The sequence below is a fragment of the Coriobacteriaceae bacterium genome (genome assembly GCA_025992855.1).
In the GTDB taxonomy this organism is placed as follows: Bacteria; Actinomycetota; Coriobacteriia; order Coriobacteriales; family Coriobacteriaceae; genus Collinsella.
In genome coordinates, this window is sequence record DAJPGB010000001.1 from 1103419 (window position 1) to 1120505 (window position 17087).

Annotated in this window: 10 protein-coding genes, 1 tRNA gene and 3 rRNA genes; all 14 read left to right on the top strand. The window is 59.0% G+C overall.

Features of this window, described 5'->3' with window-relative positions; translation table 11 throughout:
- The first annotated feature begins 10 nt into the window (after positions 1 to 10).
- The 14 genes from OIL88_04565 to uvrB all read left to right on the top strand — a co-directional run bounded on the left by OIL88_04565 (position 11) and on the right by uvrB (position 17024).
- On the top strand, positions 11 to 2371 hold the full coding sequence (locus OIL88_04565; GenBank protein ID HJI71646.1) for a bifunctional (p)ppGpp synthetase/guanosine-3',5'-bis(diphosphate) 3'-pyrophosphohydrolase: 2361 nt from the start codon (positions 11 to 13) through the stop codon (positions 2369 to 2371).
- A gap of 82 nt (positions 2372 to 2453) precedes the next feature.
- Positions 2454 to 3143 carry an MBL fold metallo-hydrolase gene (locus tag OIL88_04570; GenBank protein ID HJI71647.1) on the top strand — a complete coding sequence of 230 codons (690 nt, stop codon included), beginning with the start codon at positions 2454 to 2456 and terminating at the stop codon, positions 3141 to 3143.
- 194 nt (positions 3144 to 3337) lie between these two features.
- Positions 3338 to 4204, top strand: a complete 867-nt coding sequence (gene fba / locus OIL88_04575; GenBank protein HJI71648.1) for a class II fructose-1,6-bisphosphate aldolase — start codon at positions 3338 to 3340, stop codon at positions 4202 to 4204.
- Between the two features lie 252 nt (positions 4205 to 4456).
- Positions 4457 to 5890, top strand: coding sequence for a transglutaminase-like domain-containing protein (locus OIL88_04580; protein ID HJI71649.1), 1434 nt, complete (start codon positions 4457 to 4459; stop codon positions 5888 to 5890).
- 39 nt (positions 5891 to 5929) lie between these two features.
- Positions 5930 to 6016: transfer RNA gene (locus OIL88_04585), tRNA-Leu, on the top strand.
- 431 nt (positions 6017 to 6447) lie between these two features.
- Complete coding sequence (gene infC / locus OIL88_04590) at positions 6448 to 7017, top strand: translation initiation factor IF-3 (GenBank protein HJI71650.1); 570 nt, start codon at positions 6448 to 6450, stop codon at positions 7015 to 7017.
- 32 nt (positions 7018 to 7049) lie between these two features.
- Entirely contained in the window at positions 7050 to 7241 is a 192-nt protein-coding gene (rpmI, locus tag OIL88_04595; GenBank protein HJI71651.1) for a 50S ribosomal protein L35, read from the top strand.
- Positions 7242 to 7287: 46 nt separating this feature from the next.
- On the top strand, positions 7288 to 7647 hold the full coding sequence (gene rplT / locus OIL88_04600) for a 50S ribosomal protein L20 (protein ID HJI71652.1): 360 nt from the start codon (positions 7288 to 7290) through the stop codon (positions 7645 to 7647).
- A 537-nt stretch (positions 7648 to 8184) separates the two neighbouring features.
- Positions 8185 to 9692 (top strand): 16S ribosomal RNA (locus tag OIL88_04605).
- Positions 9693 to 10090: 398 nt separating this feature from the next.
- Positions 10091 to 13065: ribosomal RNA gene (locus OIL88_04610) — 23S ribosomal RNA — on the top strand.
- Between the two features lie 143 nt (positions 13066 to 13208).
- A 5S ribosomal RNA gene (rrf, locus tag OIL88_04615) occupies positions 13209 to 13324 on the top strand.
- Together the 16S, 23S and 5S rRNA genes form the textbook arrangement of a ribosomal RNA operon.
- Before the next feature lie 192 nt (positions 13325 to 13516).
- A complete protein-coding gene (gene coaE, locus OIL88_04620; protein HJI71653.1) occupies positions 13517 to 14158 on the top strand; it encodes a dephospho-CoA kinase in 642 nt (213 codons plus the stop codon).
- The gene (locus OIL88_04625) at positions 14151 to 14732 is read left to right on the top strand and encodes a lytic transglycosylase domain-containing protein (protein ID HJI71654.1); all 582 of its coding nucleotides are present in this window, start codon (positions 14151 to 14153) and stop codon (positions 14730 to 14732) included. The genes coaE and OIL88_04625 overlap by 8 nt, the downstream gene beginning before the upstream one ends.
- A gap of 51 nt (positions 14733 to 14783) precedes the next feature.
- Positions 14784 to 17024, top strand: a complete 2241-nt coding sequence (gene uvrB / locus OIL88_04630; protein HJI71655.1) for an excinuclease ABC subunit UvrB — start codon at positions 14784 to 14786, stop codon at positions 17022 to 17024.
- Positions 17025 to 17087: the final 63 nt, after the last annotated feature.

Consider the following 17087-nt stretch of genomic DNA (forward strand, 5'->3'; position numbering starts at 1 on the left):
GGGGACCTCGATGGATGCCGCAGCCCGTACCGCCCATGATTCCACCCTCCAGCCGTTTTCGGAGATGGAGCACTATAAGCATGCCGATGAGCTGCCGCCCGAGATTATGGCGGACAGCTACGACAAGCTGGAGCGCCTGTGCCTCAAATATATGAATGAGGATGACTTCTCCAAGGTGGAGCAGGCCTACTGCTTTGCTGCCGAGAAGCATTGCAACCAAAAGCGGCGCTCGGGCGAGATGTACATTAACCATCCCGTCGAGGTTGCCATCATTTTGGCCGATCTCAAGATGGACTGCGATGTGGTGTGCGCCGCGCTGCTGCACGATACCGTCGAGGATACCGAGACCTCGCTCGCCGATGTTTCCGGCCTGTTTGGCGATACGGTGGCCGAGCTCGTCGATGGCGTGACCAAGCTCACCAATATCGAAGTCGACAGCATGGACGAGAAGCAGGCGCTCACGCTGCGCAAGATGTTCCTCGCCATGTCCAAGGACATTCGCGTCATCATCGTTAAACTTGCCGACCGTCTGCACAACATGCGAACGCTGGCAGCCCTGCGCGAGGATCGTCGCCTGTTTAAGGCTCGCGAGACCATGGACGTGTACGCGCCCTTGGCCGACCGCCTGGGCATGAGCTCTATTAAGTGGGAGCTCGAGGACCTGTCCTTCTTCTACCTGGAGCCCGATGCCTACCAGCGCATTGCGCGCATGGTGGCGGAGTCGCGCGAGGTCCGTGAGCGCTATCTGGCTGAGACCATCAAGACACTCACCGACGAGCTCAACCGCATTGGCCTGGAAGGCTTCCAGATCAACGGCCGTTCCAAGCACTATTGGTCCATCTACCAAAAGATGAAGCGCAAGGGCAAGGAATTCTCCGAGATCTACGACCTGGTGGCACTGCGCGTCATCACGCATTCGGTGCGCGATTGCTACTCCACGCTCGGCGCGGTGCATACGCTGTGGCACCCCATGCCCGGTCGCTTTAAAGACTATATCGCCATGCCCAAGGTCAATAACTACCAGTCGCTCCACACGACGGTTATCGGCCCCACGGCCCGCCCACTCGAGATTCAGATTCGAACCTACGAGATGCATGAGCAGGCCGAGTACGGCATTGCCGCCCACTGGCTATATAAGAAGTCGGGCGGATCGTCTGCTTCCAAGACCAATGACGCTCAACGTTTGGACGACCAGATCAACTGGCTCAAGCATTCGCTCGATTGGGCGGCTTCCGACGAGATCACCGATGCCAAGGAATACCTTCACTCGCTGAAGGTCGATCTGTTCGATCAGGAGATCTTTGTCTTCACGCCCAAAGGCGAGGTCATGGCGCTTCGTGCCGGCTCCACGCCGCTCGACTTTGCCTATGCCGTTCACACCGAGGTGGGAAACCACTGCGTCGGCGCCAAAATCAACGGTGCGGTGGCTCCGCTCACGCACGAGATCAAGACGGGTGACCGTGTCGAGATCCTGACTAACAAGAGTTCCAAGCCGTCGCGCGATTGGCTCAAGATCGTTAAGACACCTTCCGCCAAGTCAAAGATCCGCCGCTATTTTGCCGCTGCGACCAAGGACGACGACGCTGCCGCCGGTCGCGATATGCTGGCCAAGGACCTGCGTAAGCGTGGCTATGGCATTTCTACGCCGCGTTCGACGCGTGCACTCAACGCCGTGGCGGAGCAGTTTAACTTCAAGCAGCTCGAGGACCTGTTTGCCGCCGTCGGCGCCGGCAAGGTTGCCCCGCGCGCTGTGGGCAATAAGGTCGAGCAAATCTTGGACCCCAAGCCCGAGGAACAGCTCACCAAGGCCGAGGCTATCGCCGAGGTCGTGAAGCAGCCCGCTCGTGGCTCCAACCGCAAGCCGCAAAAGCGCGGCAAGAGCGCCAGTAACGGCATTATCGTCAAGGGCGAGAGCAACAGCGGCCTGCTGGTCCGTCTGGCTCATTGCTGCAACCCCGTGACGGGCGACGACATCGTCGGCTTCATCACGCGCGGTCGCGGCGTTTCGGTGCATCGCGCCAACTGCCCTAACGTCAAGGGTCTTATGGAACATCCCGAGCGCATGATCGATGTGGAGTGGGACGGCGCTGCCGACACCCTCTTCCAGGTCGAGATCGTGGTCGAGTGCCTGGACCGCATGGGCCTGCTCAAGGATGTCACCATTGCCATTGGCGATGCGGGCGGTAATATCCTTTCTGCCGCCACATCGACCAACCGCGAGGGTATTGCAACCCTGCGCTTTATGGTCGAAATCTCGGACGCGAGCGGTCTGGATCCGCTGCTGGCTTCCATCAGCAGTGTCGATTCGGTCTACGACGCTCGCCGTCTTATGCCCGGCGAAGGCGGAGCTCAGCTCAAGCGCCGTGTGTAGGTGCGAGAGCCTCTCAGCATCATAGATATTGGTTACGTTCGAGGCATCGTGTGGTGCCTCGAACGTATTTTAGAAGGAGGGTATGCGCATGGGCGATATGACTTTGGACCTGACACCCCGAGGTGCGGCTTCGATTGAGGCGCTCGTCAACGGCCCCATTCAGACCAACAGTTACGCCGTGATTTCGAATGACGAGTGCTTAATCGTCGATCCGGCGTGGGAGGGCGAGCGTCTTGTGGAGCATATCCGCACCGCGCATCCTGAGGTGCGCGTACTCGGCTCTGTCTGCACGCACGGTCATGCCGACCATGTTGGCGGGGTTGCCGGGGTTCGAGCTGTCGTTGGCGACGGCGCGCTATATGAGTTGTGCGCTAAGGACGTGACGGTACCTCGCGCAAATATCGAGGAGCAGCGCACCATGTGGGGTATCGAGACGCCCGATCCGGGTGAGCCGACGCGTTTGCTTGCCGAGGGCGATACAATCGAGGTGGGCGACGTCTGCCTGCAGGTGATCGAGACGCCGGGGCATACGCCGGGCGGCATCGTCCTGTTCGCCGCGACCGAGCAGAGGAACATCGCCTTTGTGGGCGACACGCTTTTCCCGGGCAGCCACGGTCGTACCGATCTTTCCGGCGGTGACGAGGCGGCGATTATGCGCTCGCTCTCCAAACTTGCCAAGACGCTTCCGCCCGATACCGTTTGCTTGACGGGCCATGGCGATTCGACCACGATGGCGCGCGAACTTATGCAGAACCCGTTTATGCAGATGTAGGCTCGAAGCCGTCTTTCGAACCACGAAGACCACTCAATCGTCAAGCTATTTTCCCCAGTGGGTCGATTCTGTGGGGCAAACGGTCAAAATTTGTCCAATCGGATGATATTCGTGAACAAACGAACGTTTATGCTGCGGTATGCCGTGGTAAAATCACAGGCGTTATCGGAGCAACCTTACAGGAGGTTTCTTTTATGCTCGTCAACGCAGCAGACATGCTCAAGAAGGCCGAGGCCGGCAAGTACGCTCTCGGTGCCTTCAACACCAACAACCTCGAGTGGACCCTGGCTATTCTCCAGGCCGCCGAGGAGGCCAAGTCTCCGCTGATCCTTCAGTGCACCGCTGGTGCCGCTAAGTGGATGGGCGGTTTCAAGGTCTGCGCCGACATGGTTAAGGCTGCCGTCGAGGCCACGGGCGTTACCGTTCCCGTCGCGCTTCACCTCGATCACGGTTCTTACGAGGACTGCTTCAAGTGCATCGAGGCCGGCTTCACGTCCATCATGTATGACGGCTCTCACGAGGAGACCTTCCAGCTTAACCTCGACCGCACCAAGGAGCTCGTTGAGCTTGCCCACTCCAAGGGCATGTCCATCGAGGCCGAGGTCGGCGGCATCGGCGGCACCGAGGACGGCGTGACCTCCAGCGGCGAGCTCGCTGATCCTGCTGAGTGCAAGCAGATCGCTGACCTGGGTGTCGACTTCCTCGCCTGCGGCATCGGCAACATCCACGGCGTGTACCCCGCCGACTGGGCTGGTCTTTCCTTCGAGCGTCTGGGCGAGATTAAGGCCCAGACCGGTGACCTGCCCCTCGTTCTGCACGGTGGCACCGGCATCCCCGAGGATCAGATCAAGAAGGCCATCTCCCTGGGCATCTCCAAGATCAACGTCAACACCGACCTGCAGCTCGTCTTCGCCAAGGGCGTCCGCGAGTACATCGAGGCTGGCAAGGATCAGCAGGGCAAGGGCTTTGACCCCCGCAAGCTCCTCAAGCCTGGTCGCGACAACATCGTTGCCCGCACCAAGGAGCTCATGGAGGAGTTTGGCTCCGTCAACAAGGCGTAAGCGTCGCTAAACTTCCCGCCGGAAGCCCCGTCCCCCTACACTGTTTCCTTTGCGCTCACCTGGCTTCGCCAGAAGTCGCGCCAAGGAAACAGTTCCGGGGGACGGGGCTTCCTTCGTTTAACGCCGCAGGGTTACGAGTCTGAATTCATTTTTAGAGGTACCGTTTATCGGTGTTGAGGGTTCCTTTATTGGGGCTTTCTTTTTTATCTCGCTACAATGGGCTTCAAGGGTTTTGATGACTTGGAGTTTGGTATGGCTGTTATTGATGTACTGCCTTCGGATGGGAAGGTTGTTGACGAGGGTCCTGTTGGGTGCTCTGTTGATGTTTGTTGTGATGACTTTCGTCATCTCGATATTGGATTGCCGCCTGAGATTCTTCGTCTCAAGGATGCCGGGTATCTGACGCAGGCTATTGCGGCTTGCGACCGTCTTTTGGAGCAGGACCCTGAGCCTTCTCTTGCTGCTTGTGTCCGTGCCGAGCGGTATCGCATGCTTGAGACGCCGCTTCATTTTTCGGTGTCGCGCGCTCGGGCTATTGCGATGATTCGCGAGGAGTGGCCTGAGTTTACCGAGGAGCAGTTTGACGATTTGATTGACCGTAAGCGTATTGACTGGCGCTTTATCGATGGCGAGCTGTTCGTTCTCGACAACTTCCTCGATTCGCTTCGCGTATATCCCAAAGAGGTCCCCGGCATGCGTCCCGATTCTACGGACGGAATAGCACTGCGCAACGAGATGCTCAAGGAGATGGAGTCGCAAAACGGATTGACTCGCGTTATTACGCTTCAGGCGTCCTTGTCTGTCCCCGGCGCTCTAGAGGGGGAGACCGTTTGCGCTTGGCTTCCCGTCGCGGCTGCCTGCCGTCAGCAGTCTCGGGTCGAGATTCTCGACATGACGCCGGAGGGTACTGTTGCTCCCGCGAACGCTTCGGCGCGTACCGCCTCGTGGTCTTCTTCGAGTGAGCGCTCATTCTCGGTGACCTATCGTTATCACATCGATGCCGCTTATCGCGATATCTATGGGGGTGCGCTTCCGGCGCATCCGTGTATGGACGCGCCGCTGTCCGAGGATATTTCCGAGGACCGTCCGCACATTGCATTCACGCCGTATCTGCAGCAGCTGACGGCCGGTGTTGCTGACGGACTCGAGGATCCGCTCGATCGCGCTCGTGCTATCTATGATTACCTGACACAGCATATCGACTATCGCTATCAGCCACCGTACCTGCTTTTGGGATCTATTGCCGACGACTGTGCGCATTCGCTCCGCGGCGATTGCGGCGTTATGGCGCTCACGTTTATCACCATGTGCCGCATCGCGGGGGTGCCTGCTCGTTGGCAGAGCGGCCTGTATGTTGCGCCCGATTCGGTGGGGCCGCACGATTGGGCTGAGTTCTATACGCCACAGACCGGTTGGCTTAACGCCGACGTATCGTTTGGTTCCTCGGCACGCAGGATGGGGGAGGAGTGGCGTCGTCGTCACTACTTTGGCAATCTCGACCCGTGGCGTATGGTGGCCAACAATCGATTCCAGGCAGAGTTTGAGCCCTCTTTCGACGGCATGCGCGAGGACCCTTACGATAACCAGATGGGTGAGGCTTCGGTCGACGGTCGCGGATGCCGTCAGCGCGAGATGCTCCGCACGGTCGAACTCATCGAAATGCTCGAAGTTCCATTTTCGGACTAATCAACAGAAAGCTGTGATAAACTAACTCACGCATTACGTGCCCGAGTGGCGGAATTGGCAGACGCAGTGGACTCAAAATCCACCGTTGGCAACAACGTGCGAGTTCGAGTCTCGCCTCGGGCACCATACACGCAAGTGAGCGTTCAAGGGGGTCAAGGCCCCCTTTTTCGTGCCGAACTCGCGTGAGCGCGCGGAGCGTTAAGCAAACAGGCCTGTGGCCTGTTTGTAGCGGAGCGTGGCGAGGGCGCCATGCGCCCGAAGCCCGGGGCTTCGCGAAGCGAAGTCCCTTCGAGTCTCGCCTCGGGCACCATACATGCACCTGCGCTTCAAGGGGGTTGCGGCCCCCTTTTTCGTGTACGTAATGTGATAACGCGCTGTACGTGTTATTATTCGCAAGGCGTTGTTTCCGCAATGCCCTAAAGAGGAACCCGAGGGTTCCCACCTTTTGGCGCCAATGAGCAGCTGACTGGTCATACAAATTAGATTCTCTTCCTCAAATCGAGGATGTCTATGTGTACGACCTGGTTGCTGAGAAGCGCCGGGTTATTTTTTTATGAATGGAGGTAGGGAAAATAGCTAAGTCTGATGACACCCGCATCAACGACGAGATTACTGCATCTTCGTGCCGTTTGATTGGCGTCGATGGCTCTCAGCTCGGCCTGTTCGCCATCCGCGATGCTCAGCGTGTCGCCGACGATCAGGGTCTCGACCTGGTCGAGATCGCTCCCAACGCGGAGCCGCCGGTCTGCAAGGTCATGGACTACGGTAAGTTCAAGTACCAGCAGGCCATGAAGGCCAAGGCTGCTCGTAAGAACCAGTCCAAGGTCGAGGTCAAGGAAATGAAGTTCCGACCCAAGATCGACGTTGGCGACTACGAGACCAAGAAGGGCCACGTTCTGCGTTTCCTCAAGAAGGGCGCGCGCGTTAAGATCACCATCATGTTCCGCGGCCGTGAGATGGCTCACCCGGAGCAGGGCCTTAACGTTCTCGAGCGTCTCGCCGAGGATCTCAAGCCTTACGCTACGGTCGAGTCCAAGCCTAAGATGGAAGGCCGTAACATGCTTATGCTGCTCGCCCCGATTAAGGGCGCCTTCGATGAGGATAAAGCGGCAAGCGATACCAAGTAACTAGTGTTCTGTAACCGATTAAGGAGTATTTCATGCCTAAGATGAAGTCCCACAGCGGCACCAAGAAGCGTTTCCGCAAGACTGGTACCGGCAAGCTTATGCGCGCCAAGGCTTTCAAGAGCCACATCCTGAGCAAGAAGTCCACCAAGCGTAAGCGTGGCTTCCGTCAGGAGACCGAGATCGCCGCTGCCGACCGCAAGGTCATCAAGTCGCGTCTCGCCTAAGTTCGCGTTCCCGTTTTTCGTTTTACCGTCTAGGAGTTGATAGAACATGGCACGTATTAAGCGCGCTGTTGCCGCCAAGAAGAAGCGCCGTACCGTTATGCACCGTGCGAAGGGTTACTACGGTGCCGCTTCGCGTACTTACAAGCATGCTAAAGAGCAGGTCCAGCACTCCCTGCAGTATCAGTATCGTGATCGCCGCAACAAGAAGCGCGAGATCCGTTCTCTCTGGATCACTCGTATCAACGCTGCTGCTCGCCTGAACGACATCTCTTACTCTCAGTTCATGCACGGCCTGAAGGTTGCCGGCATCGAGCTCGACCGCAAGGTCCTGGCCCAGATGGCTTACGAGGACATTGAGTCCTTCAACGAGCTGGCTACCATCGCCAAGAAGGCTCTCGAGGCCTAATAGATTCTCTTGAATCGCTAGGGGAGTGTCGCGTTGTGCGCGGCGCTCCCTCTTTTTATCTGAGGCGCGGTTTACATTGCTAAAAGCGCGGGTAGATAAACACTTACAGGTGACCGATCTCTATATATTCCTGAACCAAAGGGTCATCATCTGATACGTGCGGAAGATCCGCACCAGTCTTTCTATTACCTATAGAAAGCAATATGTTGTGTAGGACTTGTGAAGAGTGGAATTGACGTCCCACAGGGCTTCGCGGTCTGGCAATATATCTCCTTGCCGCGCGGCCCGGTCGGACCGGATGGACCGCGGGGCGTGCACCTTGAGAACCGGATACTGCGAGGATGGACACTTACTTCAGTGTCGCATCCGGGCAGACATCGAACCATTTGAAATGGTCTAACTTGGATTTGTTTTTCGCAAGGCCGCCGAGAGGCGGCCCCGAGAAATTCCTTTTCCTATACTAAAACCATATGAATCGAACGGAACCGATCAGCGTAACAGTTGTGAGGACCGGACGGGCTCGAAGCCCATATATTTTGGACGGAGAGTTCGATCCTGGCTCAGGATGAACGCTGGCGGCGCGCCTAACACATGCAAGTCGAACGGCACCTATCTTCGGATAGAAGCGAGTGGCGAACGGCTGAGTAACACGTGGAGAACCTGCCCCCTCCCCCGGGATAGCCGCCCGAAAGGACGGGTAATACCGGATACCCCGGGGTGCCGCATGGCACCCCGGCTAAAGCCCCGACGGGAGGGGATGGCTCCGCGGCCCATCAGGTAGACGGCGGGGTGACGGCCCACCGTGCCGACAACGGGTAGCCGGGTTGAGAGACCGACCGGCCAGATTGGGACTGAGACACGGCCCAGACTCCTACGGGAGGCAGCAGTGGGGAATCTTGCGCAATGGGGGGAACCCTGACGCAGCGACGCCGCGTGCGGGACGGAGGCCTTCGGGTCGTAAACCGCTTTCAGCAGGGAAGAGTCAAGACTGTACCTGCAGAAGAAGCCCCGGCTAACTACGTGCCAGCAGCCGCGGTAATACGTAGGGGGCGAGCGTTATCCGGATTCATTGGGCGTAAAGCGCGCGTAGGCGGCCCGGCAGGCCGGGGGTCGAAGCGGGGGGCTCAACCCCCCGAAGCCCCCGGAACCTCCGCGGCTTGGGTCCGGTAGGGGAGGGTGGAACACCCGGTGTAGCGGTGGAATGCGCAGATATCGGGTGGAACACCGGTGGCGAAGGCGGCCCTCTGGGCCGAGACCGACGCTGAGGCGCGAAAGCTGGGGGAGCGAACAGGATTAGATACCCTGGTAGTCCCAGCCGTAAACGATGGACGCTAGGTGTGGGGGGACGATCCCCCCGTGCCGCAGCCAACGCATTAAGCGTCCCGCCTGGGGAGTACGGCCGCAAGGCTAAAACTCAAAGGAATTGACGGGGGCCCGCACAAGCAGCGGAGCATGTGGCTTAATTCGAAGCAACGCGAAGAACCTTACCAGGGCTTGACATATGGGTGAAGCGGGGGAGACCCCGTGGCCGAGAGGAGCCCATACAGGTGGTGCATGGCTGTCGTCAGCTCGTGTCGTGAGATGTTGGGTTAAGTCCCGCAACGAGCGCAACCCCCGCCGCGTGTTGCCATCGGGTGATGCCGGGAACCCACGCGGGACCGCCGCCGTCAAGGCGGAGGAGGGCGGGGACGACGTCAAGTCATCATGCCCCTTATGCCCTGGGCTGCACACGTGCTACAATGGCCGGTACAGAGGGATGCCACCCCGCGAGGGGGAGCGGATCCCGGAAAGCCGGCCCCAGTTCGGATTGGGGGCTGCAACCCGCCCCCATGAAGTCGGAGTTGCTAGTAATCGCGGATCAGCATGCCGCGGTGAATGCGTTCCCGGGCCTTGTACACACCGCCCGTCACACCACCCGAGTCGTCTGCACCCGAAGTCGCCGGCCCAACCTTATCTGGGGGGAGGCGCCGAAGGTGTGGAGGGTGAGGGGGGTGAAGTCGTAACAAGGTAGCCGTACCGGAAGGTGCGGCTGGATCACCTCCTTTCTAGGGAGATACATTCTTAGAGAGACAAACTTTAACTCGAATGGAGGGCAGGAGCCCGTCCGGTAGATGTCGGCCCGGAGGAAGTCCCCGCAGCACCCGGTCCCCGGGGTCGCACCCGCGTACCTTGAGAGCCGCATAGCGATAGGAGAGAGATGGAAGATCCAAATCTTCCAGACTCGATTCTTTTCTGCGATTAAACAGAAGAATGATAGCAATCATTCATCCGATCCAAACAAGAAGAATTCACTTATAAATGAGTGAGGAGCATCTGATCGCGAGCACAGTCAACTACTGTGCCGCGGTATGAGATACCCGAATTGCGACATACGAGCGCTATTCATGATATCGATTAATTAATTTTAGCGACACGTGGATATCCCGCGGGCCCGAGAGCGGTCCCGCAAGATACCACGGGCGCACGGCGGATGCCTTGGCACAGGGAGCCGATGAAGGACGCGGCAAGCTGCGATAATCCCCGGCGAGGAGCACACATCCTTCGACCCGGGGGTCTCCGAATGGGCGAACCCATCCGTAGCAGTACGGATATCCCGACCCCGAACACATAGGGGCCGGGAGGACAACCCGGGGAACTGAAACATCTAAGTACCCGGAGGAGAGGAAATCAATCTCGAGACTCCCCGAGTAGCGGCGAGCGAAAGGGGACCGATGGCCAAACCGGCGAGCGGGCATACCCGGCAGGGGTTCCGCCGTCGGGGTTGCAGGGCCGCGCATCCGGGGGCTGCCGCCCCCGGGCGCAGGTCCGGCTGGGGAGCGGAACGGCATGGGAGGGCCGGCCGCAGCGGGTGACAGCCCCGTACGCGAACCCAGACCGGACGGCGCGACGCGGTCCCTGAGTAGGGCCGGGCACGTGAAACCCGGTCCGAACCTGGGTGGACCACCATCCAAGCCTGAGTACTACCCTGTGACCGATAGCGCACCAGTACCGTGAGGGAAAGGTGAAAAGCACCCCGGGAGGGGAGTGAAACAGTACCTGAAACCGTGCGCCCACGAGCAGTCGGAGCACCCTTGTGGTGTGACGGCGTGCCTTTTGTAGAATGAGCCAGCGAGTCGCTGGCGCGGGGCGAGGTTAACCGAAAGGGAGCCGGAGCGAAAGCGAGCCTTAACAGGGCGACTTGAGTCCCGCGCCGCGGACGCGAAGCCGGGTGAGCTATCCGTGGGCAGGCTGAAGCGGGGGTAAGACCCCGTGGAGGGCCGAACGCACGTCGGTTGAAAACGGCGGCGATGACCTGCGGATAGGGGTGAAAGGCCAATCAAACCCGGAGATATCTCGTTCTCCCCGAAATAGCTTTAGGGCTAGCGTCGCGCGTTCACCGCCGGAGGTAGAGCACCGGATGGACGAGGGGGCTTCGCCGCCTACCGAATCCAACCGAACTCCGAATGCCGGCGGCCCAGAGCGCGGCAGTCAGAGCATGTGGGCTAAGCTGTGTGCTCGAGAGGGAAACAGCCCGGACCGCCCGCTAAGGTCCCCAAGTTCCAGCCGAGTGGCAAAGGATGTGCGTCCGCCCAGACAACCAGGATGTTGGCTTAGAAGCAGCCATGCATTCAAAGAGTGCGTAACAGCTCACTGGTCGAGTGGACATGCGCCGACAATACACGGGGCTAAGCTGGACACCGAAGCGGCGGGATTTTAATTCATTAGAATCGGTAGGGGAGCTTCCCATGGGCGGCGAAGCCGGAGGGCGACCGACGGTGGAGCGCATGGGAGTGAGAATGCTGGCATGAGTAGCGAGAGACGAGAGAGTAACTCGTCCGCCGTGAACCCGAGGTTTCCTGGGCAAGGCTAATCCTCCCAGGGTCAGTCGGGGGCTAAGGCGAGGCCGGTAGGCGTAGCCGACGCGCAGCAGGCAGACATTCCTGCACCGCGCACGCGGCGCTACGACCGACGGGGCGACGGATGGGGGTGGCTCGGCGGGGTTCTGGACGTCCCCGTGATGGAGCGCGGCCCGCGGACCAGGGAAATCCGGTCCGCAGAAGGGCGAGGCTCCGGACGAAGCGACTGAGCGAAGCGAGTGAGCCCGAGGTCCCTAGAAAAACCCCTAGGCAGGCGCGTGCGCGCCCGTACCGCAAACCGACACAGGTGGGTGGGTAGAACATACCGAGGCGATCGGGTCAACCATGGTCAAGGAACTCGGCACAATGGCCCCGTAACTTCGGGAGAAGGGGTGCCCGCGCGTACGTGAACCGGCTTGCCCGGGGAGCGGAGGCGGGCCGCAGTGGAGAGGCCCAAGCGACTGTTTACCAAAAACACAGGACTCTGCAGAAGCCGCAAGGCGACGTATAGGGTCTGACGCCTGCCCGGTGCCGGAAGGTCACGCGGAGGAGTTAGCCGTTAAGGCGAAGCCCCGAAGCCAAGCCCCGGTAAACGGCGGCCGTAACTATAACGGTCCTAAGGTAGCGAAATTCCTTGTCGGGTAAGTTCCGACCTGCACGAAAGGCGCAACGACTTGGGCGCTGTCTCGACCATGGACCCGGTGAAATTGCACTGGTCGTGAAGATGCGACTTACCCGCGGAAGGACGGAAAGACCCCGTGAACCTTCACTGCAGCTTGGCATTGGCCGCTGGTCCCGCGTGTAGAGGATAGGCAGGAGGCTAAGATCCGGAGGCGCCAGCCCCCGGGGAGCCGCCCTTGGAATACTGCCCTCGCGCGACCGGCGTCCTAACCCGAGGCCGTCAACCGGCTCGGGGACCGTGCCAGGCGGGCAGTTTGACTGGGGCGGTCGCCTCCTAAAGGGTAACGGAGGCGCGCGAAGGTCCGCTCGGGACGGTCGGCAACCGTCCTTTTGAATGCAAGAGTACAAGCGGGCTTGACTGCGAGGCCCACAAGCCGAGCAGGTGCGAAAGCAGGCTCTAGTGATCCGGCGGCCCCGAGTGGGTGGGCCGTCGCTCAACGGATAAAAGGTACTCCGGGGATAACAGGCTGATCTTGCCCAAGAGTCCACATCGACGGCAAGGTTTGGCACCTCGATGTCGGCTCATCGCATCCTGGGGCTGGAGCAGGTCCCAAGGGTACGGCTGTTCGCCGTTTAAAGCGGTACGCGAGCTGGGTTCAGAACGTCGTGAGACAGTTCGGTCCCTATCCTCCGTGGGCGCAGGAGAATCGATGGAGGCTGCCCCCAGTACGAGAGGACCGGGGTGGACGCACCTCCGGTGAACCGGTTGTCGACCAACGGCACGGCCGGGTAGCCGCGTGCGGCGCGGATAACCGCTGAAGGCATCTAAGCGGGAAGCCGTTCCAGGGATTAGTTCTCCTTCCGGTAAGGGCCCAGGTAGACTACCTGGTCGATAGACGGCAGGTGCAAGGCTGGCGACAGCCTCAGCCGAGCCGCACTAATCGCCCGAGCTCTTCCGGAACTGCACCTCGCGGCCCGCGGGACAAGCGCTCACGCGCGGTCCGGGCACGAGGATGCCCCCGAGTCACCTCCCCTATGCGCCATGCGGCCCCCAGGGCACGTAGATGAGACCCAGGACACCGTAACGGTGGGCGCCGCCCACCGGTCAGCGGCCAGAGCATGGGGGGCACGCCCGGTCCCGTTCCGAACCCGGAAGCTAAGCCCCATCGCGCCGAGAGTACTGCGGGGTCAGCCCGTGGGAGGCCAGGGCGCCGCTGACCGGTGGACGGCACCGAGCCGTGCGCTTGAACTGAGAAGGGGGAGGCCTCGCGGCCTCCCCCTTTTTTGCGTTGTATATACGTTGTACTTTGGGACCTAGCTCCCCCGTATGTGCTCTTACTGTTTGGCTGTATTTTGAGTCCATCTAGTGTATTTGAGCGATAATTACTCGCATTGGCGTTAGGGAGGGCTTGATGTTTACCGTATTTGTCTTGGGCAATATTGCTTCGGGTAAGTCAACTGCCTGCCGCTATTTCGAATCTCGTGGCGCTATGCTTATCGATCTGGATGAGCTTGCAAAATCGCTGTATGTGCCGGGCTCTGATATCGTCAATACACTCGCGGATGAATTCGGTTGGGACATTTTGGATGAGGAAGGCGGCATTCGCCGCGGCATCCTCGCTTCTCGAGCTTTCGCTTCTCCTGATTCGGTCGCACGGCTCAATGACATCGTGCATCCCATTCTGATTGAACAGCTTTCGCTTAGGATTCTCGATCCGGTTTGTTGTACGGTTTCATCTCCCCGTTATCCTTTTGCGGTGGTCGAGGTTTCTGCTCCGACTGGTTTTGAGGATGCATTTGGCTTGGCTGATGAAATTTTGGTCATCAGCGCCCCTTTGTCAGTTCGTCGCGAGCGCGCTATTCAACGTGGCATGGAGCCATCTGATTTTGATGCCCGTTCTGCTTGCCAGCCCGAAGAGTCTGCGCTGTGCAATCTCGCTACAACTGTGATTGACAATGCGGCAGACGATAACTCGCTCTTTGAACAACTGGACGCATGGCTTTCGCGCCATGGGTTCGGGGATGTAGTGGATAAGGAGGAGGCCGATGCCTAAGACACGTTTCCTTACGTGGTATCGCCTTATACCGCTGGCTGCCGTTTTTGCCTTCGGCCTTATCTCATTCGTTTACTCATATGCTCCTGCCGCTTTCTTTAAGCCGCTGTATCCGATTGACTACGAGGCGTATGTAAAGCAATCCAGTATTTCGCATAATCTGGATCCGTATCTGGTGTGCGCTGTCATTAAGTCTGAATCGAATTGGGATCCCGAGGCCGAGTCGAATCAGGGTGCTCAGGGATTGATGCAGCTGATGCCCGAGACTGCCCAGGATATGATCGCCAAGGGCCTTGTCGACGGTGGCGAGTATTCGGCCGACAACCTTAACGATCCGGCTACGAATATCGAGTTTGGCTGTGCGTATCTTTCGTATCTTCTAGCGTATTTTAACGGGTCGACTGACAGTGCCATTGCCGCCTATAACGCCGGCATGGGCAATGTCGACGGATGGGCGCAGCAGAGTACGTCGCTTCATAATGCAATCACCTTTCCCGAGACGCAGGCGTATCTGATTCGTGTCAATAATGCCTGGGTTCGCTACAAAACCCTCTATCCCGATCGGTTCGTATAGGACTATGCCTGCCGCCTGCGTATACTGCAGATATATGAGTTAGGAGTATCCATGGCGGAATTTGAAGTAGAACGCGTTGGTGGTGAACTTAAGCGCTTTGGCGTTGAAGGCTCTGACGTGCCGTTTAAGGTCGTGTCTCCCTATGACCCTGCAGGCTCTCAGCCTAAAGCCATTGAGTCGCTTGTGCAGGGTGTGAGGGACGGAGACCGCTATCAGGTTTTGCTGGGCGTGACTGGTTCGGGCAAGACCTTCACGATGGCAAAGACTATTGAGGCCCTGGGAAAGCCGACGCTGGTCATGGCTCCGAATAAAACGCTCGCCGCTCAGCTTGCGAGCGAGCTCAAAGAGTTCTTTCCCAACAACGCTGTGGTCTACTTCGTCTCGTACTACGACTACTATCAGCCCGAGGCGTATGTGCCGCAAAGCGATACATATATCGAGAAAGACTCCTCGATTAACGAAGAGGTCGAGATGCTGCGCCATCAGGCGACCGCGTCACTGCTCTCTCGACGTGATGTGATCGTTGTCGCATCGGTCTCGTGTATCTATGGCATTGGCTCTCCTGAGGACTATGCGGGTCTAGCTCCAAACGTCGACAAGAAGGTGCCGCTCGAGCGCGATGACTTTATCCATGCGCTTATCGACATTCAATATGATCGCAATGACTATGACCTGGCGCGTGGCACGTTCCGCGTGCGCGGCGATGTTGTCGACGTGTATCCGCCTTATGCCGAGCATCCGTTGCGGTTTGAGTTCTTTGGCGACGAGGTCGAGCTGATTGCCGAGATCGATGAGGTCACCGGTGAGATGCTTCGTGAGTACGAGGCCATCCCCGTATGGCCGGCATCACACTACGTGACCGAGAAGCCGAAGGTCAAGGCTGCTCTGAAATCGATCAGCGAAGAGTGCGAGAAGCGCGTGGCGGAGCTCAAGGCGACCGACAAGTTGCTCGAGGCGCAGCGTCTGCAGCAGCGCACCGATTATGATCTTGAGATGCTCGAGACGATGGGCTTTTGCAACGGCATCGAGAACTACTCGCGTCATCTGGACGGTCGCAAGCCGGGTGAGCCGCCGTTTACCCTAATCGATTACTTTCCCAAGGATATGCTCTGCATCATCGATGAGAGCCATGTGACGGTGCCGCAGATTCGCGGCATGCACGAAGGTGACCGCTCGCGTAAGGTGACGCTGGTGGAACACGGTTTTCGCCTGCCCTCGGCGCTCGATAACCGCCCGCTTCGTTTCGATGAGTTTGAGGCAAGGATACCCCAGTTTATCTATGTTTCGGCCACGCCGGGCGACTACGAGCTGCGGGTGAGCCAAAACGATGTGGAGCAGATTATTCGTCCGACTGGCCTGCTCGACCCCAAGATTGACGTGCGTCCAGTTCGCGGCCAGATTGACGATCTTGAGGACGAGATTCGCGAGCGCGTTGCCCGCAAGGAGCGCGTGCTGGTGACCACGTTGACCAAGCGCATGGCCGAGGACCTGACCGACCATCTGCTCGACGCGGGCATTAAGGTCAATTACATGCACTCTGATACGGCGACAATGGACCGTGTCGAGATCCTGCGAACGCTGCGCGAGGGCAAGATCGATGTTCTCGTTGGCATCAACCTGCTTCGCGAGGGCTTGGATCTCCCCGAGGTCTCACTGGTGGCAATTCTCGATGCCGATAAGGAAGGCTTCTTGCGCAACCGCCGTTCGCTGATTCAGACGATTGGCCGTGCGGCCCGTAACGCCGATGGTGAAGTCATCATGTATGCAGACGTTGTGACCGATTCGATGAAAGAGGCCATCGAGGAGACGCAGCGCCGTCGCGAGATTCAGATGGCATATAACGAAGAACATGGCATTGTGCCCAAGACAGTGCGCAAGGCCATCAACGACATCTCAAGTTTTATTGCCGAGGCCGAAAAAACTGTGGGCTCCAAGGGACGCTCGAAGGGCGACTCTCTTGGTCATGGCGCATTCTATACGCCCGATGAGTCGGGCGAGGGCGGCGTGCCGGAAACGGTGGCACCCGAGCAGACACTTGCGGAGCAGTTGGAAGAACTGCCGCATGACGAGCTTGTGCGGATTGTCGAAACCATGGAAGAGGATATGCGTAACGCTTCTGCCGCCATGGACTTTGAGGAGGCGGCGCGCCTGCGCGATGCCGTCGTTCAGATTCGGGCGATGCTCGAGGGTGCGTCTGAGGACGAGACGATCGAGCGCTTGCGTTTGCAGGCCCGCAAGGGTTCCACGTTCGCATCGGGCAGAAAACGCCAGGGTGCACGGTTTAAGAAATAGCGAACAGGCCCCGAGTTCCCTGTGGAGCTCGGGGCCTATGTCTTTTGCGCGCTGGAATTCGTG